The following is a 23,288-nucleotide window of genomic DNA, read 5'->3' as shown; positions in this document are numbered from 1 at the left end:
CACAAGAAATTCAAAATCAAGAATGATTCAGAAAAGCAACTTGTCATTAATTAGCAATAAAAGGACAAGTTTAATCTAATCATTTAAGCGTTTTCTTAATCACTTAACAAAAACTTAAAATAATCCTAAAACCAAAGAGATTACTATAATTTTTGTATTTTTTTTAGCTTTTTTCTCGCTTATCTTCCACTAAAGTACAAAAAAAAGTAATAATGACAAACACTTATCTAAAAAAATTACAAATTATTTACTTTCTTTTTGGTATACTTAACGGATAAAAGATAGAGTTGTACTATTTTAATATTCCTACAAGTTTATTCACGCAAAGGCACTAAGGAGCAAAGGTTTTATTTGGCATAAGTTTAATTTGCTTCTTTGCGTGAGAAAAATCAAGCTTTGTTCAACACCCGTTTCCAGAGGGGCTTGGGGGTATCTCCGTAGTAACCCTGTCCGTACCCATAACCATAACCGTACCCATAACCATAACCGTACCCATAACCACCTGAACCTTTGACACCGTTGTAAATGATGGCCATGGAAGGCATCTTTTGCTCGCGGTAGAGAATGGCCAAAGGCCCCAAGGCAAATTTAGGCGTTTTTTCGTGGCGAATGATGTAAAGGGTCGCGTCCACCAGAGGGGCAATCAGTAAGGCATCGGTAACCAAGCCGTTGGGCGAGCAGTCAATAAAGATGTATTCATAACGGCTTTCTAGTTCCAACATCAAATCGGCCATTTTTGAACTACCAATCAATTCAGCGGGATTAGGAGGAATGGGACCACTCGGAATGAAGGTGAGGTTTTCAATTTTTGTGTCAAAACTTACATCATCCACCTTCTTTTTGCCAATGAGGTAATTGACCAAACCCACTTCATTGTTCATGGCCAAGTATTCGTGCAATTTGGGTTTACGAATATCGGCGCTGACCAAGACCACTTTGTGCCCCGCTTTCGCCAAACTTGACGCCAGATTAAGCGCCACAAAGCTTTTCCCTTCCCCCGATATGGTGGAGGTAATCAAGATTTTCTTGGTTGCTTTTTCGGTCTTTAACAAATAGCTCAGGTTCGTGCGTAGGGTACGAAACTGCTCGATGATGATATTGCGGCTGTTGGTATCCAACAAAGGTCCCTCCACGTTTTTGGGCTTTTGGGCCACTTCTCCCAAAATCGGAATTCCCTTTACCTTGTCTTCAATTTCAATGCGTGACTCAATCTTGTCGTTGAGCATACTGCGCACGTTGATAAACGCAAACGGAATCCCCAATCCTGCCAACAACGCAATCAGGTACACAATGTTTCCTTTGGGTTTCACGGGCGATGGCGTGCTGTAAGGTTCATCCACCACCCGGCTATCAGTTACCGTAGAGGCGTAGGAAATGGCGGTTTCTTCGCGTTTTTCCAACAAAAGCAGGTACAAGCTTTCTTTGATTCCTTGCTGACGCTTAATGTTTACAAACTCCCGTTCCTTGCGCGGAATGGTGCGGATAGACGACTCAAAACGCGTATTCAGGTTTTGCAGGCTATTGCGGGTAATGATCAATCCCTGCTTTTGGTTCATGATGTTTTCCCGAATGGCGGCTTTGGTGTTGGCAATTTGGGTCGTTACCGTTTCCAACAGGGGGTTGCTGGCTTGCGTGGTGCGGGCGTATTTTTCGCGTTGGTTATCGAGCTCATTTAGTTTGGAGAGCAAGCCCGTAAGTACGGGGTCGGTTACCATCAGCGTAGCGGGCGCAATCCCCAATTGGCTGCTTTTTAGGTAGGCATCCACTCCCTCAAGAATTTTCAACTGAATGTCTACTTCGTTGAGTTTGCCGTCGTTTTCTTTTACTTTCTCCAAAAACAGGTTGGCTTCTGCGCTCAAATCGGTGATTCCCTGACTACTTTTATAGACTTCTACGTCTTTTTCTACGTCGCCCAATTCCCCCGTAATGAGCCGCAGACGGTCGTCGATGAAGGTCATGGTATTGGTGGCCTCGCGGTTTTTGTCGGTCAGGGCCGAATAGGTGTACGCGTCCAGTAGCTTGGCTAAGATGGCCCGTCCTTTACTGGGCAGCGCATCTTCAATGCTCAATTTAAGCACGGTGCTTTTTTGGTTGAGCAGTTCCACCTGCAACAAAGTTTGGTATTTCTGAATCAGGGATTCTTTGTGGGCAAAACGAATCTGAATCAGGTCGTTGTCTTTACGGTACAGAGAGTCTACCAAATAGACCCGAAACTGTCCAAATTCACTTTTTACATTTTGGCTAAAGGTATACTGTCCTTTGGTCGCCCCGCCTTCGTCCTGTAATTCAAATTGATTGTGGTTGATGACCTTGATCCAGAGCGGATCTTTGTAGGCGGCCTCGGTAAGTTCTCCCGCCTGTACCCAAATCGGAGAGGTTCCGAAGATTTCAACCGTCGGACGAATGTCCCCTTTTTCAAAATAAGAAACCATCAAGTTGAGGTCGGTCACGACCCGTTCCAACAACGCCCGTGATTTTAAGACTTCCACTTCGTTTTCCACGAGTTTGTTACCCGAGAAAAGTTCCAAATCTTTCAGCGCCTCCATGCCCCCTACGCCACCTTTCTTTTCATCTTTGATGAGCAAAACCGCGCTGCTGCTGTAAATGGGCGTGGCATAACGCAGGTAGAAAAAGGCCCCAAGCACCGCAAGCGCCACCGAGAGCACAAACCAGTACCAGTAACGAAGGTATTTGCCGATAACCAACTTCAGGTTAAATTCTTCCTCCGGTTCTTCCCAAAACTTCGATTCGTTATTCGTCATTTTTATTTCTTTTTCGTTGAGTATTCGATTGCTGTTATGAGCTCATGGCTTCGGAGTATCCCAGTTAGTAACCTTCACTGGTTTCCGTACTTTATTCTATTTCAACAAGTTCAAAATCACCACAATCGTGGTAGCAATGCCCGTGAAAATGGGGACCATTTGCAGGCGTTGTACGCGTTGGTCGGTAAATGTCACTTTGCCTTTGTCTACATCCACGTAAATCACGTCGTTGTTGCGCAGGTAGTAGTAGGGCGAGTTAAAAAAGTCACGCGAGGTCAGGTCGATGCGTACTACTTCGCGCTTATCTTTTTCAGTCCTAATCAACATGACGTTTTTACGCATACCATAAATGGTTAAATCTCCTACCATACCAAGCGCCTCTGGCAAGGAAGTGTGGTCGTCAAGAAGGCTTATAACTGATGGACGATTAACTTCACCGATAACTGTAAACTTATGGTTCAGGTAGCGCACATTTACCGTAGGTTCCTTTAAATAATTGAGTAATCTTACCTTGATACTATCCCCTGCTTGAGCAAGATTCAAACCAGTAACCTTAATTTTTCCCACCAATGGCATTTCAATTTGTCCCGTCGAGTCCACCAAGTAGCCTAAAGGTTGCCGTCCTGTTTGCCCACCTCCTATTACTCCAGGGTATACCGTCGTATTGAGCGCGTTGATGTTGGGGAAATTAAACACTACGTTGGATTCTTCGCTCAAACTACTTACAGTCACGGCGAGGATATCATCTGGCTGAATGCGGGTTACCTGCGGTGTAATGGGCGGAAGTACCTGATAAGGCAGTGTATCTGCGCTTTGGAAATAGGTAATCTTGCGCGTATCTACGGTCACACAGGAAGTAAAAAACGTTGAGCTGATTATACCAAGGCAAATGCTCCAACCGCCCAGTATTTTAAAAAATTTACGCATGTATAGTTTGTATTATTTCAATAAATTTTCATAACAATCTTATGAAACTAAGTAACAACCCTGCACCAAAATGCACGGAATACTTTGTTCAGCCCCTAGAAACTATTGGGCTACCTGATTGAAAACAGAACGGATAAAAAAAAGCATGAATAGCCCTAAAGAGCTAATTTTAGCTTGTTTTCTTTCGATTTTGCGAAAGAACGTTTTAAAATACCCGTAAAGAACAAATGAATGAGTTTAACGAAAGAAGTAGGGAAGTCGCCTTTGCTAGAAAGAGCGAGTGTGAAAGGACTAGAAATACTTTTCATAACGTTTAATTTTACCATAACAAGAGTGGAAGTACTTAATAGTAAAAAACAAATATGGACAAATATACGCTTATGTCAAGCAACAATGGTAAAAATATTTAAAAAATTTACCGAATGAAGGTCAAACACTCCCCAAATGCGCATATTGAATATCCCAAAAAGTAAAGCAAAATCAGCCCCAGTGCTTCTATTGAAGGGGTTTTCTGGAAACACAATTTATTTACTAATCCGAATGGTATCTTTTTGAAAATTTGAAGCAAAATCGGCATGAGTCACCCTTTAGCACCTTTGCTCCTCCCCACGTCTGCGTGAAAATGAAAGTCGATATTAGCCAAAAAAAAGGTGTCGGCTCAAAAGAACCGACACCCAAAAGAAGAAAAATGATAACTCCTAGTAACGATACAAATCAGACTTGAACGGTCCTTCCACAGTTACCCCGATGTAAGACGCCTGCTCTTCGTCCAATGTTTCGAGATGAGCACCGATGTGTCCCAAGTGGAGTTTCGCCACTTTTTCGTCCAAGTGTTTTGGTAAGATGTATACTTGCTTGTCGTATTTACCGGGGTTGGTGTACAATTCAATCTGCGCCAAGGTTTGGTTACAGAATGAGTTTGACATCACAAACGACGGGTGGCCCATGGCGCAACCTAGGTTCACCAAACGACCTTCGGCCAACACAATGATTTCTTTGCCGTCGATTTCGTACAAATCCACCTGCGGTTTGATTTGAATCTTGGTCTGTCCGTAGTTGGCATTCAACCACGCCATGTCGATTTCGTTGTCGAAGTGGCCGATGTTACACACCACGGCTTTGTCGCGCATGGTTTTGAAGTGGCGCGGCTTGATGATATTGATGTTACCCGTAGCCGTTACAAAGATGTTGGCGCGCGGAGCGGCTTCGTCCATTGTTACAACCTCAAATCCGTCCATTGCCGCCTGCAATGCGCAGATTGGGTCAATTTCGGTCACCAATACGCGGCAACCTGCCCCGCGAAGCGATTCCGCCGAGCCTTTACCTACGTCACCGTAACCCGCCACGACGGCTACTTTACCCGCCAACATCAAGTCAGTTGCGCGACGGATAGCGTCTACCAATGACTCTTTGCAACCGTATTTGTTGTCGAATTTCGATTTTGTCACCGAGTCGTTCACGTTGATGGCTGGCAAATACAAGGTGCCGTTTTTCATACGCTCGTACAAACGGTGAACGCCCGTGGTTGTTTCTTCCGACAAACCGCCGATTCCCGCAATCAATTCAGGATAGTTGTCAAACACCATGTTGGTCAAGTCACCACCGTCGTCCAAAATCATGGTGAGGGGATGGCGCTCTTCGCCAAAGAACAAGGTTTGTTCGATACACCAGTCAAATTCTTCGGCGGTCATGCCTTTCCACGCGTAGACCGAAATGCCAGCGGCGGCGATAGCAGCGGCGGCGTGATCTTGGGTAGAGAAGATATTACACGACGACCAGGTTACTTCCGCACCCAAAGCCGTGAGGGTTTCAATCAAAACGGCCGTTTGGATGGTCATGTGCAAACATCCAGCGATGCGTGCACCTTTCAACGGCTTTGATTCGCCATATTCAACACGAAGAGCCATCAAGCCGGGCATTTCGGCCTCGGCCAAACGAATTTCTTTCCGGCCCCAATCGGCCAAGGTAATGTCTTTTACTTTGTACGGTACGTACGTTCCAGTTGCTGTTGACATGTGATTTATTTGGGATTTCTAATTTTCGATTTCTTACTGCTGATTTCCGACTTCTTATCTTGGGATTCAGATAAAAACCCCACAAAATTAACCGATAAATGAATGTGAATGCTACTTTGGGAGTAGATAAAACAGGGGGGAATTCTAAAAAAAGATATTTTTTGGCATAATTACCCCTAAAAGCCCCCATTAATTAGATATTTAGTGGAGAATACAAAAACCAGAAAGATATTTTATCTATTTCAGGCAAAATAAAATATCAACATGCAGTTTTGCCATGGTTGGTGTTTTTTCACCAACAATTCATCAAAGGAGAAAGGGTTGGTGGAGAAAACTCCACCAACGGCAGCATGATGGTTCTTCTACGTTTTTCGTTTCTTTTTCTTTGCCGAAGGGAAAAGTACGTTGTTCAGAATAAGCCGATACCCTGGAGAGTGCGGGTGCAGGTTGAGGTCGGTGGGCATCCGGTGAAAACCCCGCTGCCCTTCGGGGTCGTGGCCGCCGTAGAAAGTAAACTGTCCTCGGCCTAACTCGCCGTAAATGTAGCGGTCGGAGGATTTACTTTGCCCCATCACCAACGCACTCGACTTAACGGTTTTTTTGTTGAAGGCGGTCGTTTGTCCCATAAACTCTCGAATCAGTGTTTCGTGGTTTTGGACGAGCATGGCAGGAATCACATCCCATTTGGCCGAAAAATCAAACAATGAAAAAAAGCTATTGCTTTCGTCGTTCCATCCTTGACCAGAAGAAGAATTAATACTAGAAAATGACATTCCTCCGCGATACTCGTCGTCACCAAGTTCCAATTTAAAATCTTCAAAGGCCAACGTCTTGCTAAAATCCAGTTTAGATTGCGCGTTGGGGTCGATGCCATCCCCGTCAAAAATGGACGGTACAATGTCAACACCTTCAGCCGCTAGGGCCACGTCCAGCGACTCCGCCCCAGAGCACATGGCAAACAAATACCCGCCGCCCGCACAAAAGCCCTTGATGGTGCGGGCTACGTCGAGCTTGAGCTGGGACACTTTCTTATACCCGAATTTTTTAGCGATATTTTCCTGCGCCTGCAAATCTTCAAGGCTCATCCGACGGCGATTGCGGCCAAATTGTCCCGTAAAATCTTCGTGGTGGAGGTGCAGCCAATCGTATTTGGCCAAATCCCCTTTCATAATTTCCTCATCGTACACAATCTCAAAGGGGATTTCGGCGTATTTGAGCACCAGCAAAACAGCATCGGTATCTTCAAACGAGGCGCGACCGACTTTGATGGGGCTATACACGACGATTTTGGCGGCCTTGTGGAGCTTCACGGCATCCATGTTTACGTCGGGACTGGTGATTTGGCTCATCATCGAATTGACCGTGGCGTCGGAGATGACCTCATACGATACCCCTCGCAAACGGCACTCTTTTTCCACCGCCGAGGAATATTTAATCAAAAAACTACCGCCCCGGTAATTGAGCAACCAATCCACCTCTAAATCTTCTTTCAATACCCAATACGCAACGCCGTACGCTTTCAGGTGGTTGGATTGCTTATCGTCCATCGGAATAAGGACCGCGTTGGCGAGGCTTTTGGTGGCCGCTGCCAGAAGCAAAAAGAACAGATACCAAGTTTTCATATCGTCCGTGAGAGTTAACAGGTTTGTGGACTGGTCGTGTGGGGACTGTAAACGAAATGGTTAACGGGAATTGGGCCTTACGGAAACAGTATACTGAGCAGGAACAACGGTGTGCATTTATGCCGCCTCAGTACCTGAAATTTCCTTAACAAAAATAGCAGAAAATTTTATTTTTTCAAGGAAGAAAAGGATTATACTTTTTCTAAAAATTAATTTAAAATGGCAGAATGACAAAAAGGTAAAAACGCTGGCAGTGAAGCAAATAGACCGTAGAGATGCTCACGAGAGCTCCCTGTCACAACGTGTAGCGGGCAAAGAAGAAAACAGACACGGAGACAACTACCCAAAAAGGGGAAAGAAGAAGCTAAATTGGCGCGGATAACACCGCCAAAAGGGCAAAGCTATAATAATTGCAAGTTTTCAGGGTCAAAAGGCAGAAACTCAACGCCAATGTAAATATCAGCCATTGGAATTTCAATGTCCAATGAATGCAGCGGAATCATACCTTCTAAGTCTGTATAAGCGCGGTATTCCCACGTATTCAATTCATTTTTGTAGAATACTTCCACAAAGGGCAAACTTTGGTCAATCAAGACATATTCCCGAAAGGACTCCATCATGCGATAACGCATAAATTTACCCCCACGGTCGTAGGCCCTGGTTTCTTCCGACAGTACCTCAACAATCAACACGGGATTATTGGCGGCATTTTTAAGTTCCTCAAAAAAAGAAACCCTCCCGCACACCACAGACACATCTGGGTACACATATTTATTGCGTGACGTGGCCACGCGCAAATCACTGTTATAAGTGTAACAACGTTTACCTAAAAGCGCGTTTCCTAAGCTACGTCCTGCATTATTGGCAATCAGACTATGCGTAGGGGTTCCACCAGCCATTGCATACACCTCGCCATCGTGGTATTCATATTTTGTATCAGTTTCCTTTTCCAACGCTAGGTACTCTTCAATACTTAAACGCTGCTGATATTCGGGCTGTCCCATATTACTTTGTGATTTCTTACCGTAAAATTACAAAAAATCCTGAAGCCTCTTTCGGTTTTAAGAAACCCAAAGCACTATGAAGTGAAGTCAGGTTCTCAAACCTGATGTTTGGGGTTGAGAACCTCCAAACATCAGGCTACAAACACACAAATCCGTGAATTTTCGGTTTTGAGAAACCGAAAACACAATCTAGAAACCGAAAACACCCTCCTCCAACGCTCTACTTTGCGCCGGGTGGGCAATGCTCTTTTAAAAATTTAGTAAAAAGTGTATTCAAGTGGCGAGAAGTCCCCTCACCTTCGTAAATACCATGCGAACGGTTAGGATAGGCCATAAATTGGAACTGTTTGTTGTACTTTATCAACTCATTGACCAGCTTTTCGGCATTCTGATAATGCACGTTGTCATCGCCCGTACCGTGAATATATAAAAGATTTTGGCTAGCGCGCAGGTTCTTTGCATGGCTGAGGGGCGACCCACTAACAAAATCCTCCCGATTTTCCTGCGGAATCCCCATGTACCGTTCCTGATAAATGTTGTCGTAACTCAATTGATCGGCCACCGCTGCTACAGCAATGCCCGTTTTGAACAGGTCAGGGTATTGAAACAACAAGTTGAGGGTAGAAGAACCTCCCCCACTCCAACCATGCACCGCTACGCGGCTGGTATCAATGAAGGCATTTTGCGCAAATAGGGTTTTGGCACCCATCGCCAAATCGCGAATGTTGACGTTGCCAATTTTACGGTAAATTGCTTTACGCCAAGCCCGTCCCTTCGGAGAAGGCGTACCACGGTTGTCGACGGAAGCATAAATGTAGCCATCTTTGGCCATGTCGCCGATGTAAAGACCATTGCGGCCCGTACCCCACCGATCCATGACAGTAGAGCTGGCGGGCTCGCCGTACACAGAAAATACAATGGGGTATTTTTTGGCAGGGTCAAAATTATCTGGCTTCACCATCCATCCGTCCAACTCGGTGCCATCCTCCGTTTTTACCCGAAAGAATTCCACTTTTTTCTTAGCCGACGTTTGAGCGGCCAATTTTGCCGTAATATCATCACTCTCCTTCAAGGCTTTGTGGTCGGGAAGGCGCAACCACTCGTTCATGGGAGCCGTGTTGGCATTGGAGAAAGAATGAGACGCCCACGCGCCATTGGGCGAAATATCGTAGCGATGAGACCCCACCTGACTTACTGGTGACATCCGTTCTGCTTTCCCACTCCCGTCCAATTTAGCCCGAAACAGGTAAGTTTGGGTAGCGTTATCAGGCGACGCCATGAAATACGCATAATTGTTTTTCTCATCAATTCGCACAATTCCAATCACATCGTAATCACCCACCGTCAGGCATTTTTCCGTTTTACCATCGCGCGAAACGCGGTAGAGGTGACGCCAGCCGTCTTTTTCACTCATCCACAAAAATTCTTTCCCGCCGTTTAGCCAATCCCAACCTGCGGGACTGTCTGCCCATGAGTAGCTACTTTTGGTTTCGACCCAAGCATCGTCGCTGTCGGTATAAAACTCGGTGGTGCGGCCCGTTTTCACGTCGGCATAGAGGCATTTGGCTTGATTTTGTTTCCGGTTGAGCTGTTCCAATACCAGTTCGTTGGCGCTAGCCCATTCCATGCGCGGAATGTACGTATTGCCGGGATCGCCGGGGGTGCTCATCCACTTGGTAGCGCCACCGCTCGCACTCACCACGCCAATTTTATACGGAGAGGGACGCTCTCCTACTTTCGGATATTCTACGGGCACATTGAAAGCGTAGGTAGAATCCGTATTATTAATCATCAAAAAATTACGAATCTTGGTAGCATCAATCTGCCAATAGGCAATATTTCGGCTGTCTGGACTCCAACGAAAACCATCGCGGCAGTCAAATTCTTCTTCGTACACCCAGTCAAAGGTTCCATTGATAAGGCGCGTAGTACCATCCTTGGTGAGCGGGGTAATTTTCCCCGTTGCGAGGTCTTCGGCAAAAATATTCCGTTCGCTCACGTAAGCTACCTTCTTGCCGTCGGGCGAGAATTTGGCAAACATCAAAGAAGAAACGGGACGTCCTTTTCCCACTTGGGTCAGGGTGTTTTTGTCCAAATCCAACACCCAGTAATCGCCCCGGGTATCGTAACGCCACACGCGGGCGGTATTGGTGTAAATCAATGCCTTACGACCATCTTCCGAAAACTCGTAGCTCCGAACGGTCAAGGGTTCGCTTTTCCCCGCAGGGGTTAACTGCTTGGCGGAAATCAAAACCGTTTTTTGCAAATCAGGCAGAGAATACTGAATAATTTCCTTGTTTTCAATACGGCGATAACCGTTGCCGTCTTCGGTCCATTGAACACCCCGGTTGAATTGGGCCTGAAGCGAAAGTTGTACAAGAAGGAAAAGGAGTAAGAAATGGATGCGTTTCATTCCAATAGGTATATTAATTTGTTGATTTTAAACAGGTAAGGATTGGTTTTACGGATTACGGTATTTAGCCATGGCTGCTTTTATCTTGGCCACGCGGTTTTCGGGGCTTGGGTGGGTACTTTGAAATTCAGCGGGGCGATTCGGACCACCAGCGGCGGCCAAAATTTCCATCACCTCCACCATGGCTTCTGGGTTTCGGCCCGTTTGTATCATGTATTTTACGCCAAAATCATCCGATTCAAGCTCATCGTCACGCCCGTATTTCAGGTTCATCAAATTAGCTACATATTGCGCAATGTAGGCACTGCCATTGGGAGAGTTGGGGTCGGATAAAGCCACCGATGCCGCCCCTGCTAAACCACCTACCAGCTCTTGCTTGGCCATTTGCTGCGCAGAATGTCGGCCTACCACGTGTCCGATTTCGTGGCCGAGTACTCCTGCCAGTTGGTCTTCGGTTTTGAGGCGCTTCAGCAGGCCCATCGTAATGAAAATCTGTCCTCCTGGCACCGCAAACGCGTTGACCGTTTCGGGATCGGCCAGCACATGAAAATCAAATTGGTACGGGCCGTCTTTTACTTCGGTATTCTGCACAATGCCCTGCCCCACTTTCTTGACCAGCGCCTGTACCTGTTCGTCCTGATACAGCCCTCCAAATTCGGCGGCCATTTGAGGCGCACTTTGAAGACCCAGCGTAATTTCTTCCTGAGGGGTAAGGCTTACCCGCTGCGTTTTGCCAGTGATTGGATTCACCTGCGACTTATTGAAGTAGCCAAACAATGCAACCACGGCCATGATTAGTCCAATCAGTAGCCTTCCACCAATACGAGAACGTCCCATTGTGTTAAAGTTTAAAGTTGAATAGAGAAGCCTTTGTTATAAAGGCATATATTCGAATTCGATAAGCAATAAAAAATCGTACCTGATTTTAATCGCTCTGTATTTTTTTGCCGCTAAGTCAATGATTACAAAAGCAACCCCGCCAAGGTAGCCGACATATATGACGCTAAAGTTCCGCAAATAAGTGCTTTAAACCCTAAACGCGCTAAATCAGAACGACGCGTCGGAGCCAATTCGCTGATACCACCCACCTGAATGGCAATCGAACTAAAATTGGCAAAACCACACAACGCAAAGCTGGTAATGGCGATTGTTTTGGCATCTAAGGTATCTTTGATATGAACCAAATCCAAGTACGCCACAAACTCATTGATTACCATCTTGGTCCCCATCAAGGCCCCTGCTACTTCCACATCTTTGGAAGGCACGCCCATGGCCCAGGCAAATACCGAGAAAACTTTTCCGAGCAAAAAGTTAAGGCTCAACGAAGGAAACGCAAAAAGGCCACCTGCTTTGCCCAACAGAAAATCGACCAATCCAATCAAAGCAATAAATCCAATCAACATCGCAATCACGTTAAAGCCCACTTTGAGTCCTTCGCTGGCTCCCGCCGCGATGGCATCCAACAGGTTGGCATGCGCTTTTTTGATTTCTAGTTTCACCACTCCCTTGGTTTCGGAAGTCTCGGTTTCGGGAAACACAATTTTAGCAATCACCAACGCCCCAGGCGCCGCCATCAAACTCGCCGCTATCAGGTACGAAGCAGGCACGCCCAACTTAATATAGGTAGCCATTACCCCTCCCGCAATACAGGCAAAACTTCCAGTCATGGAAGCCAGCAGCTCGGAGTTGGTCATGCCTTTGAGGTAGGGTTTAATCATGATTTGGGCCTCCACCTGCCCCACAAACGCCGATGCCACGTTTGACAGGGCTTCGGCACCGCTGACGCCCATGAGCCATTTCATCAACTTGGCCAACACCGCCACAATGCGTTGCATGAGACCAATATGGTACAAAATATTAACGAGAACGGCCACAAAAATAATGGTCGGAACGATGCTGAAGAAAAAGATAAAATCATTGCCTGCCCCAAAAGCTTTATTAAGTACAGAAGGTTTTACCAAGGGACTAAACACAAACTCAGCGCCACGATCCGAAAAACCCAACACTTTCTGAACACCTTTGCCCAGCCAATCGAACATTGTTTGTCCAATGGTCGTTTTAAGAATAAAAACCGCAAGTCCGAATTGAAGCGCCAGTCCTACACCAACGGTGCGGTAGTTAATCGCTTTGCGGTTGTTGGAGAGCGCGTAGGCAATACCTAAAATTAATACAATCCCAATAAGTCCTGTGAAACGTTCCATGAAGTGTGTCAGTAATATCTCTAAAGTGTAGGTTAGTTTTGGTTAAATCAAGTGGGTAAAGATAGGAATGCCGTTTTATTTTTCAGTAATTATATCCTCATTTTACAAAAAATAAAGTCATTTACCCTCCGTTCAATTTTGTTTCCACTTAGATTCCCCCCTATATTTGACGGCAATATTGGGACTAAACACACCCACCATGTCAAAAAACTTAGTTATAGTAGAGTCACCGGCCAAGGCCAAAACCATCGAAGGATACCTCGGAGCAGATTTCACGGTCAAATCCAGTTTTGGCCACGTTCGCGATCTCCCCGACAAAGATTTAGGGGTAGATGTTAAAAACGGATACGAACCCGCCTACGAAGTTTCTGCCGATAAAACAAAGGTTATCAATGAGTTAAAGAAGTTAGCGAAGTCCTCCGACGAGGTTTGGCTAGCGACTGACGATGACCGCGAAGGAGAAGCCATTTCGTGGCATTTGAAAGAAGCACTCGGCTTACCAAAAGATACAAAACGGATTGTTTTTCGGGAAATTACCAAAACAGCCCTCCAAAAAGCCATCCAAAATCCACGCCTTATCGACATGGATTTGGTCAATGCCCAACAGGCTCGACGCGTACTCGACCGGCTTGTGGGCTATGAATTATCCCCTGTTTTATGGCGAAAAATAAAAATAGGCAACAGCAGCGCGCTGTCGGCAGGACGGGTGCAGTCCGTAGCGGTGCGCCTCATTGTTGACCGGGAGCGGGAAGTGGAAGCCCACGAATCCAAATCCTCTTTTAAAGTCATTGCCAAGTTTATCTTGGAAGGTGGAAAAGTCCTCGAAGCCGAGCTACCCAAGAATTTAGAAACGGAAGCCCAAGCTCGGGCATTTCTGGAGAAATGCATCGGAGCCACCTTTAAAATCAAAAATCTGGAAGTAAAACCCGGTAAAAAATCACCCGCACCACCATTCACCACTTCTACATTACAACAGGAAGCTTCGCGTAAATTGAGCTTTTCGGTCTCACAAACGATGACCGTGGCCCAAAAACTCTACGAAGCGGGTAAGATTTCATACATGCGTACCGACTCCACCAATCTATCGGAGGAGGCATTGCAAAAAGCAACCGACCAAATCAACAGCGAATACGGCGAAAAATACCACCAAAAACGCGTATTCAAAACCAAATCTGAGTCGGCACAGGAGGCCCACGAAGCCATCCGCCCGACCAACTTTGGGGAATTGAAAGCCAGCAGTGACCGCAATGAGCAACGCCTGTACGAATTAATCTGGAAACGCTCTATTGCCTCCCAAATGGCCGATGCGCAGCTGGAACGCACCATTGCCACCATTACCATTTCAACCACCAGCGAAGAATTGGTAGCGCAAGGTGAAGTCATCAAGTTTGACGGGTTCTTGAAAGTGTATTTGGAATCTAAAGACGACGAGGAAGAAGACACCAAAGGAATGTTGCCCCCGCTCAACATTGGGCAAATTCTGAATTTGGATTTTCTGAAAGCTACGGAGAAATTTTCGCGCCCCAAACCCCGCTACACGGAAGCAAGTTTGGTAAAGCAATTGGAAGAAATGGGCATTGGCCGACCTTCTACCTATGCACCAACCCTCTCGACCATTATCAAGCGGGAATACGTGGTCAAGCAAGATAAAAAAGGGCTCGAACGCGACTTTAAAGAGCTGATACTGAAACAAAACCAACTAAAAGAGTCGGTTGGAAAAGAAAATTACGGGGCTGAGAAATCGAAATTATTTCCGACCAACACGGGCATGGTAGTCAACGACTTTTTGGTCGAACTGTTTCCCAACGTCGTTGATTTCTCTTTTACGGCCAACGTGGAGAAAGAGTTTGACGAAATTGCCGAAGGAAAACTCCCGTGGCAACAAATGATTGATGGTTTTTACCAAGGATTTCACCAGAAAATCGGTGAAGTAGAAGGTTCAAAAGTACTCAAAAGAGCCGAAGCCCGTGAGCTAGGACTCGACCCGAAATCGGGAAAGCCGATTTTTGCCAAGATTGGCAAATTCGGGCCGTACGTCCAAATCGGCGAAGCTACCGAAGACGCCAAACCCCAATACGCCAATCTGAAAAAAGGCCAACTCGTAGAAACCATTACCCTCGAAGAAGCCATTGAACTGTTTTCGCTGCCCCGTGAAGTAGGTTTCTTTGAAGACAAACCGATGGTGGTAGGCGTGGGCAAATACGGGCCTTACGTTAAGCACGACGATAAATTTTACTCACTCGACCGAGGCGATGACCCCTATACCATCGAAGCCGAGGCGTGCATTGCCGCCATCCGCCTCAAACGCGGCGACTTGGCCGGTGAAGGCGAAGGACTGGGATTTTTGGAAGAGAAGCCCATCACCACGGGTATGGGCAAATACGGGCCGTTTATCAAGCACGACGACAAGTATTATTCTCTCCCCAAAGGCATGAGCCTGCAACGCGTTACACGGGAAGAAGCCCTCGAAATCATTCAGAAAAAACGGGAAGCAGAAAGCAACAAAGTCATTCGAGAATTTGCCGAAAATACCACCGTTAAAGTATTGCGTGGACCGTACGGCCCTTACGTAGCCGTTGGAAAACGGAACATCAAAATCCCGAAAGACACCGATCCCGCTACCCTCACACTGGAAGATTGTTTAAAACTGGCGGGAGGATAGTTTTTAGGAGTCAGAGTTCAGAAGAGAGAACGTAATCATGAGTAGTTTATAAGTGGTAAATTGCTTTATGTATTTACCGATTGTACTTATTTTCACTGCTTTCTACTCACTTCTCACTCCTACAAAACATGGACCAACGCATTATTAATCTCTTTGACGAGTATACACACAAGCCCCTCAAACGGGACGACTTTTTCAAGCGATTGACCCAACTCACTGGAAGCACGGCCGCTGCAATGGCCGTGCTTCCTTTGTTAGAAGTCAATTACGCACACGCCTCCACCGTCAAACCCAACGACGAGCGTTTGACCATCGAAAACATTACCTACGAAGGAGATGGCACGCAAATGAAAGGCTATTTGGCGCGACCAGCGGCTCCTGGCAACTACCCCGCAGTGGTGGTCATTCACGAAAATCGGGGCATTAACCCCCACATTGAAGATGTAACCCGCCGCGTGGCTTTGGCGGGCTTTATTGCCCTTGCCCCCGATGCTCTTTCTCCGTTTGGTGGCACACCCACCGATGCCGAGCAGATTCGCACGTATTTCGGACAACTTGACGCCAAGAAAAACCTTAATAACTTTGTAAAAGCCTTTGATTATTTGAAGTCTCGCAAAGACTGTACGGGCAAAACAGGTTGCGTAGGTTTTTGTTGGGGTGGTGCGATGGCCAACCAACTAGCCGTAAACGTTCCTTCACTCAACGCTGCCGTCGCCTATTATGGTCGGCAGGCTGATGCCGCCGATGTGCCTAAAATCAAAGCAAAACTGATGCTTCATTATGGTGCATTGGATGAGCGCGTCAACGCGGGAATTCCCGTCTATGAGGAAGCCCTTAAAAAAGCGGGTATCAAGTATGAACTGTATGTGTACGAAGGTGCGCAACACGCTTTCAACAACGACTCCGCCCCTACGCGCTACAACGAGGCCGTTGCAAAACTGGCATGGGAAAGAACCATTGCCCTTTTTAAGAAAGAATTAGGAAGTTAATTACTCCCCAGCCCATAAACAAAAAGCCCTTCCAATGACTTGGAAGGGACTTTTTTTATGGTGTGGATATATATCAAAAAAGCTATTCTATTTGCTTCCTCCGCGACGACCACCACCCGTGGCACCACCACCAGCTGGCTGTCCGCCGCCACCATCGCCAGAGTTATCACCACCCTGTTTGGTATCGTCGTTGTTAACACTTTTCTTACGTTGGAAGAAATTACCGTCAAACGACATTTTACCAAAACGCTTACGGAAGGTAAGACGGAAACCACGGTTGTACATCAAGTTAACCTGCTCTTGGCTAAAGATATTTCCGGGTGTCGTACTGTTGAGGTTGCTGCGTTGGCTGAATGCATTTTGCAAGAAGTTCTCAGCACCAAAACCTAAGCTCGCTTGCTGCTTTTTAAACTCTTTCAGGATGTTTACACTGTATCCCATAAAACCGCCACGGGTACCTTGCAACTGAATATCGCGTGCCCGACCAAAAGCATACATCTGGGCGCTCCAATCCTTGCCTAACTGGTACTGAATCTGACCAAAGAGGTTATAGGTCCAGTTTTGGTTTTTAACCCCCAACGAAGGGCTGTTCAGCGTGATATAACGTACGTCGATGTTTCCGTTGATGGTCATTCCTTTCACTGGTTTTACCATCGCAAATACGTTCAAACCATACGCACGGTTGCTGCCGATGTTTTGGAAAGTGGAGAGAAGCGTGTTATCATTTACTATCACACTTCCAACATTTACGCCCTGCTGACTCGTCAATTGATCAAACAGTGCCTGTCCACCACGGTAACGCACGCTTTCAATCGAGCCCTCGGTCATACGGGTATAAGCCGAGAAATTAAGGGTCGTTGATTTGATAAATGTGCTCAGGTTAACTTCAAAGTTGTTGGTATACTCAGGATTAAGGTTCGGATTTCCGAAAGAAACGTTGAACGGATCACTCTGCGAAACGTTGGGGTTCAGGAACTGAATTGACGGACGCTGAATCCGACGGTTGTAGCTGAAGCGAATCGTTTTGTTTCCTTTCAGGCTTTTTGAAATCGTAATGCTCGGAACCAAGGTGGAGAAGTTCGGCAATGCTACCGCTGGTGCATCTTGGTATTTAGCCCCCAATTGCGTGTATTCGTAGCGCAAGCCCGGTTTGAACCCCCACTTGTTAGTCGTTTGAAACAAGAATGAAAGATAACCCGCAAACACGTTTTGGTCATAACTGAAAATATTGGTTCTCTGCGGATTAGGCGTATAAATGCCCCGACCTGTGCTATCATAATTGAAACGAAAATCACTTTCAATATGACGTAAAATCATTTTAGCTCCCGTTTCAATCTGGGCATATTTACTGATTGGATCTTGATAGTCAATCTGTAAGGTGCGCTCTTTCGTTAAGCTTTTGTTGGGGTTGCTTTCACGGTAAAACAATTCACCCTCCGTAGAGCCACGGTATTGGTCACGGGTATAGCTGTTGTCACCCGCATTTTGACTCAACTGCGCTAGGATGCTAAATTCCTTGTTTTCTTTTTCGAATTTACGGGTATAATCCAAGTTTACGTCAAGGTTGTTACCGATGTTTTTGGTATCAATCTTATTGGCAAACGTCGGATTAACGGTCGTTCCAAAAAAGCTATATGATTGCTGTGTGTTGTCTAAGTTAAACGCCCGGCGGCTGTTACGAACACTCAGGGTCACATTATCCTTTGCAGTAGGTGAATAATCGAGACTCAACTGCACATTTCCAAATCCACCCAATTGCTGGCCATTGTTTTCCTGACGGGTTCTGACTACGTCACCATTGGCCAACTGACGGCTGATATTGATGTAGCCACCTGTTGGCGGGTACATCATACGTCCTCCTGCGTTGACGGATACCCCCAATTTTTTAGTTCTCAGGTTTACGTTTCCGAATAAATTGCTCGACCGATTTCCGCCTGCAATATCAACCGAGCCTGTAATGCCCTGAAGGGTATTTTTCTTGGTAATGATGTTTATGATACCCGCCGAGCCTTCTGCGTCGTATTTGGCCGAAGGTGAAGTGATTACTTCAACGGTTTTAATCTGGTCGGATGGAATCATTTTCAAGGCATCGGCCACGCTATTGGCAACGATGGTAGAAGGTTTGCCGTTAATCAATACACGGATGTTTTCACTACCGCGCATCGACACGTTTCCGTCCAAATCCACCGAAAGAAGGGGCACTTTGCGAAGCACATCACCAGCATCACCTCCTGAGTTTGAAATGTCTTTTTCGGCGTTGTACACCAAACGGTCCACTTTATCTTCGATGATGGCTTTTTCTCCTGTTACGGTCACTTCTGCCAAGGTACGCACATCAGGGGGAAGATTAATATTTCCTAAATTTTGTTCTTTACTACCTTTCCCAATCGTTAATTTGGCGATTTCGAAGTTTTTATAACCAATAAAACTGGCCACAAACTTAAATTCACCATCGGGTACTCCTTTTAATAAAAAAGCACCTTTGAGGTCTGTCACCGAACCGTCGACTGGTCTACCAGTTTTAATATCAAAAAGGGCAACGGTTGCGTATTCAACTGGCTTACGAGAAGCAGAATCAACGATGATTCCTGATACCCGCCCGTTTCCTTTGGGAAGGTCAGGCATAGCCTGCTGTTGTTGTTGGCCCATACCGCCCGGACCTCGGTCACCACCGCGACCACCCCCACCAAAGCCCCCGCCTCCGGGAAACTGCGCCTGAGAAGTGAAAGTAATACCTAAAACGGCTGTTAAAATGTAAAATACTTTTTTCATTATAAATTGATTATGGTAATTTGTCTACTACTTAAGACAATTTTAAGTATACAAATGTTACTCCTAAAGTGTTAGAAAGCACATAAAAACGACCAACTGTAAGGTCTAAACGACTAAATAGGGGGAAAACATAGACGAACGAAATCAGTCAAAGAGAGGCCAATTGACCCCAAAACCAAGCGACCGCCCCACAACGGGGTAAAAGGGGGTAGAGAAATACCCACGTATCAATGCGCCTTGGTAATTTCCTTGCGCGGCATTGGCCATTTTTACGAACAATCTGACCCGGTTGATGCGGGCATTGAGGAAAACTTCAGTATATACCACACCTTCCGTTTTGAGGCGGTTTTGTAGGTAAAACTGCTGGGTCAGGGGCATGTAGGCATCGGCATAATAGGCCGACTTGTAGTGAATTTCGCCCCCTACTTGTAGAAAGAGAACTTTGGCATATACAAAATCAAAAGTGGCCCGGAAATTGGCAAAAAAGCGCGGAATACGCAGAATGTCATTGTTTGACACCAATGTATAATAGGTCTGGGTCAAAAATTGAAATTTGCCCGGACGCCATTCTGCCTCGCCTCCTATTCGCAACACACTAAACGCACTGGTGTATTGACGCGCCACGGCTGCGGTATCATAATAAAAATAGTTGTTGATTAAATGATAATCCAGCCGAGGACTCAATCGGAGTTGCTTTGTGTTGACGTTTATTTGGCCGTAGATGTTGTTTGAATTGACCAATCGGTTGGAGTTAGTCCAACGAAGGTGATTCGCATCGTACAATTGTTGAACAAAAGTAGGCGACGTAAACGTCGAAAGATAACCTACCTTAAACCATTTGCTAACCACTTCTCCTTTGATTTTAAAATCGCGCCCCAACAGATATTCAAATTCGGCGGTGGCGCGTTGGGTGCTGTCTTTGAGGTAATAAGCAAGCCATAAGCCAACAAAATTCTCAAATCGGCTGAGTCGATACGTCCCCGTAGTGCTGTCGCTTTTGGTATAAGCGCCATTCATATTGGCAATGCGCTGACGGTAATGGGCGCGGTAATTAAACCCCTGAAAACGCCCTTTGATACCAAATTTGTTTTCAAACAACCGAAACTTTACTTCCTGCCGGGTTTGTGTAGAATCGTAGTAATAATTATTGTAAAACCCGTACAAACGAGCATTGGTCAGGTCAGTATCGGAGAAAACATCAATACTGCGTTTGTAATCAAACACATGATAAACCTGAAAACCCTGCGCCAAGACATACTGCTGGTAGATGTGCCAATTGTTGCGCCGCTCCCATGATTGCGCCGTCCGAAACGTAGCCGAAGGGTTATCGTATTCAATGCCCCGGTCGGTTTTGAAGTTAAGGCTGTCGGGCGACATTCCTCCTTGTTCGTACACGTGATGATTCAGGTGGTTGAATTGACCCAAAAAAGTGTATTTTTCATCCTTTGATCGGTAATTTCCGTGAAAAACAAACCCCCAATTCTGGGCCAAATTCGTTTGGGAATCACTCTGTCCGCTGGTTCCAAATTGTTTATTGGTGGTAAAACGCTGAACGTTTATCCCCAAATTTAAACGGGGAGAGAGGTTTTGGCTGTGGTCGAAACGAAGGATATTCTGTCCGCCGCCGCCCAACGTCAGGTAGAGATTGGTATACGGAGATTTGGTGTCGTAGTATTTTACGTCGTTGATTTGGTAGGCATAGGGAGAATAGGCATCATAGCCAAATTGAGTACCTAGTTGCTCGATGGGGCGAAAGAATACATTCCGCGAAGCCGTTCCAAAATTACCCAAATCTACCAACTGAAAATCAGCGCGTTGCACAAAGTTATAGCGATGAAAATCATCGTAAGATGTATCAATTTGGTAGAGGGTTTTGTGGTTATTAAAAATATCCTCTTCCAAAAAATAACGCGCGGTACGGGGGCCATAAATCACCTTGGTAGAATCATCAATTTTGACCTGTCCACCCTGTCCCAAGCCGCCCTGCTGACCTGAGCCTAAAGAGCCACCCGTCGGCATCCTGATTTGGCCGTAACCCGCTACGGAGAAAAACCCGCAAAAAACAATGTATAACCACTTTTTCACGCCACAAAGTTAGTATAAGTTTTTACTCTAACGTTCATCGTTGACTGTCAATTGCCCTTTATTTCACGCCCACTATTTCATTTAACGTTGACTTTCAGATAATTACTTCAAACAGTTTGACAAGAATTAACGATATTTAACCTTTTGAGTATTCGGTTAGGGTTTGTCAATCAAAGCATGTTAATTTTGTTGTAACCATTACTGAAGAGTCAAATGTCCAGATATTCCTTTACATATCAGCAAGAAATAGGTCATCAGGGCCAAAGCCTGGTGCCCCATTTTCCGGGTGGGTTATCGGGAGTAACGATTGGTCCCGGCTATGACATGGGGAGCCGTACACCCATAGAGATTTACGAAGACTTAACCAAAGCGGGCATTCATCCGCAAACCGCGCAGGCGTTTATGGATGCGGCCTCCAAAACGGGCGACGATGCACAGGCTTGGGTCAACCAACACCGCCACGAACTCTACATTACCGAAGAGCAACAACAGGCGCTGTTTGACCATGTGCTCGTTGATGAATACGAACGCCGACTGCGGTCACAACTGGCCCAGTTTGCCGATGAAAGTGACACCGTAACGCATGACATGATTTCGTGGGAAGATTTATCAGAAAAGCAAAAACATATCCTGTTTGACTTTGCCTACAACCCGGGCCTAAGCAAGTTTCCTACGCTAACTGAGGCGGTATTGCGGGAAGATTGGGATACTGTCGCCCAATCGTTTGAGCGTTTTTCGGGTGGAGAGCCCTTGTCTTACCGTAACGATACGTTCTATGCGACTTTTCTCGACCCCAACGCCCCACCCATTGAAGCTGACTCGGAAATTGCCGAAGTGATTGATGCCATCGAATTGCCCGAAAATGAGTCTATTGAAGTCGCAGAAACCATCTGGAGCAACGACCTTTACGCCGAAACGCCCATTATCGAAGAGCACCCTTCCATTCCTCACGCGCTACCCGATGCGCATTTGGAAAACTCTCTCAATGAGCAGGATTGGGATGTTTAATTCTATAAATGATTCATAAATGCCCAAAAAAGCCGCACTCCTGACAAAGGGATGCGGCTTTGGTTCTTCTTCAAAAAAATCGTAGGCCCACTATTCGCCCAAGGGCTTAACCATGATATCCTTATAATAAACTATACTTTTGGGGTCATGGCCTTGCAACGCAAAAGTTCCGCTGCTGACTTTACGACCACCATCTTTCACCTTCGTTACTACCTCCTCGGGTTCTACGTAATCCACTACGGTTTTGTCGTTGATTTTGATGGTAATGTGCTTACCCTGCACAATGATGTGCTCGGTATACCACACGTTATCATCCACAAAAACATCTTTTACATCCTGAACTCCGTAGAGGCTTCCCGTTCTGCGCCAGTCGGTATGTGAGTTATTTACCTGCACTTCGTAGCCTTTTGAAGGCCAACCGCCTTCTTGGTATTGGGTATGAAAATAGATTCCAGAGTTAGAGCCCTGCGTAGTCATTACCTGGGCTTTAAATTCAAAATTCTTAAAGTTATGCTCTCCCACTTTGCCATCATAAAAAATATGCGCCCGAGGGCCTGCCACCTTGAGGGTGCCATTTTCAAGACTAAACGTAGAAGCATTCTCCCCTACTTTCCAACCGTCCATTGATTTTCCGTCAAAAATAGTAATCCAACCGTCTTTCTTCTTCTTCTGAGCAAAACTTACACTTACGGCCATTAAGAGCATCAGTGTACCGAAATACAAAACTTTTTTCATAATTCTTCAATGATTAAGGTTTAAAATAACATAAGGATACACCCGCCTAATTACTACTTTTGATTGAAGCCGTTTTTCTGCCAAAATCCATAA

Annotated in this window: 14 protein-coding genes; 3 read left to right on the top strand and 11 right to left on the bottom strand. The window is 45.8% G+C overall.

Annotated features, from left to right (window positions below):
• Positions 1 to 389: 389 nt before the first annotated feature.
• The 8 genes from DVG78_RS17340 to DVG78_RS17300 all read right to left on the bottom strand — a co-directional run bounded on the left by DVG78_RS17340 (position 390) and on the right by DVG78_RS17300 (position 12,944).
• On the bottom strand, positions 390 to 2,762 hold the full coding sequence (locus DVG78_RS17340) for a GumC family protein (protein WP_114462319.1): 2,373 nt from the start codon (positions 2,760 to 2,762) through the stop codon (positions 390 to 392).
• A gap of 96 nt (positions 2,763 to 2,858) precedes the next feature.
• Positions 2,859 to 3,689 (bottom strand): polysaccharide biosynthesis/export family protein, encoded by an 831-nt coding sequence (locus DVG78_RS17335; protein ID WP_114462318.1) that lies wholly within the window; start codon positions 3,687 to 3,689, stop codon positions 2,859 to 2,861.
• A 698-nt stretch (positions 3,690 to 4,387) separates the two neighbouring features.
• A complete protein-coding gene (gene ahcY, locus DVG78_RS17330; protein ID WP_114065820.1) occupies positions 4,388 to 5,704 on the bottom strand; it encodes an adenosylhomocysteinase in 1,317 nt (438 codons plus the stop codon).
• A gap of 362 nt (positions 5,705 to 6,066) precedes the next feature.
• Positions 6,067 to 7,326, bottom strand: a complete 1,260-nt coding sequence (locus DVG78_RS17325) for an asparagine synthetase B (RefSeq protein ID WP_114462317.1) — start codon at positions 7,324 to 7,326, stop codon at positions 6,067 to 6,069.
• A gap of 401 nt (positions 7,327 to 7,727) precedes the next feature.
• Positions 7,728 to 8,330: a Uma2 family endonuclease gene (locus tag DVG78_RS17315; RefSeq protein WP_114462315.1), complete on the bottom strand. Its 603-nt coding sequence runs from the start codon at positions 8,328 to 8,330 to the stop codon at positions 7,728 to 7,730.
• Between the two features lie 220 nt (positions 8,331 to 8,550).
• A complete protein-coding gene (locus DVG78_RS17310; RefSeq protein WP_114462314.1) occupies positions 8,551 to 10,743 on the bottom strand; it encodes a S9 family peptidase in 2,193 nt (730 codons plus the stop codon).
• 48 nt (positions 10,744 to 10,791) lie between these two features.
• Positions 10,792 to 11,580 carry a M48 family metalloprotease gene (locus DVG78_RS17305; RefSeq protein ID WP_114462313.1) on the bottom strand — a complete coding sequence of 263 codons (789 nt, stop codon included), beginning with the start codon at positions 11,578 to 11,580 and terminating at the stop codon, positions 10,792 to 10,794.
• Between the two features lie 125 nt (positions 11,581 to 11,705).
• Complete coding sequence (locus DVG78_RS17300) at positions 11,706 to 12,944, bottom strand: NupC/NupG family nucleoside CNT transporter (protein ID WP_114462312.1); 1,239 nt, start codon at positions 12,942 to 12,944, stop codon at positions 11,706 to 11,708.
• Positions 12,945 to 13,143: 199 nt separating this feature from the next.
• On the opposite strand from DVG78_RS17300, the gene topA reads away from it, so the two are divergent.
• Both topA and DVG78_RS17290 read left to right on the top strand, forming a co-directional pair.
• The gene (topA, locus tag DVG78_RS17295) at positions 13,144 to 15,606 is read left to right on the top strand and encodes a type I DNA topoisomerase (protein ID WP_114462311.1); all 2,463 of its coding nucleotides are present in this window, start codon (positions 13,144 to 13,146) and stop codon (positions 15,604 to 15,606) included.
• Positions 15,607 to 15,734: 128 nt separating this feature from the next.
• Complete coding sequence (locus DVG78_RS17290) at positions 15,735 to 16,595, top strand: dienelactone hydrolase family protein (protein WP_114462310.1); 861 nt, start codon at positions 15,735 to 15,737, stop codon at positions 16,593 to 16,595.
• Between the two features lie 87 nt (positions 16,596 to 16,682).
• Here the strand turns inward: DVG78_RS17290 and DVG78_RS17285 are convergent, their stop codons facing one another.
• Complete coding sequence (locus tag DVG78_RS17285) at positions 16,683 to 19,367, bottom strand: TonB-dependent receptor (RefSeq protein WP_114462309.1); 2,685 nt, start codon at positions 19,365 to 19,367, stop codon at positions 16,683 to 16,685.
• A gap of 144 nt (positions 19,368 to 19,511) precedes the next feature.
• Positions 19,512 to 21,452 (bottom strand): putative porin, encoded by a 1,941-nt coding sequence (locus tag DVG78_RS17280; protein WP_147277104.1) that lies wholly within the window; start codon positions 21,450 to 21,452, stop codon positions 19,512 to 19,514.
• A 213-nt stretch (positions 21,453 to 21,665) separates the two neighbouring features.
• Between DVG78_RS17280 and DVG78_RS17275 the strand changes: the two genes are divergently transcribed.
• A complete protein-coding gene (locus DVG78_RS17275; RefSeq protein ID WP_114462307.1) occupies positions 21,666 to 22,460 on the top strand; it encodes a pesticin C-terminus-like muramidase in 795 nt (264 codons plus the stop codon).
• 90 nt (positions 22,461 to 22,550) lie between these two features.
• Here DVG78_RS17275 and DVG78_RS17270 read toward each other — a convergent pair whose 3' ends face one another.
• A complete protein-coding gene (locus tag DVG78_RS17270; protein ID WP_114462306.1) occupies positions 22,551 to 23,195 on the bottom strand; it encodes a 3-keto-disaccharide hydrolase in 645 nt (214 codons plus the stop codon).
• Between the last annotated feature and the right edge of the window lie 93 nt (positions 23,196 to 23,288).

It is taken from the genome of Runella aurantiaca, assembly GCF_003339505.1.
Classification (GTDB): Bacteria; Bacteroidota; Bacteroidia; order Cytophagales; family Spirosomataceae; genus Runella; species Runella aurantiaca.
The sequence above is the reverse complement of the archived record's forward strand: the minus strand, read 5'-3'. Positions and strand labels throughout refer to the sequence as shown.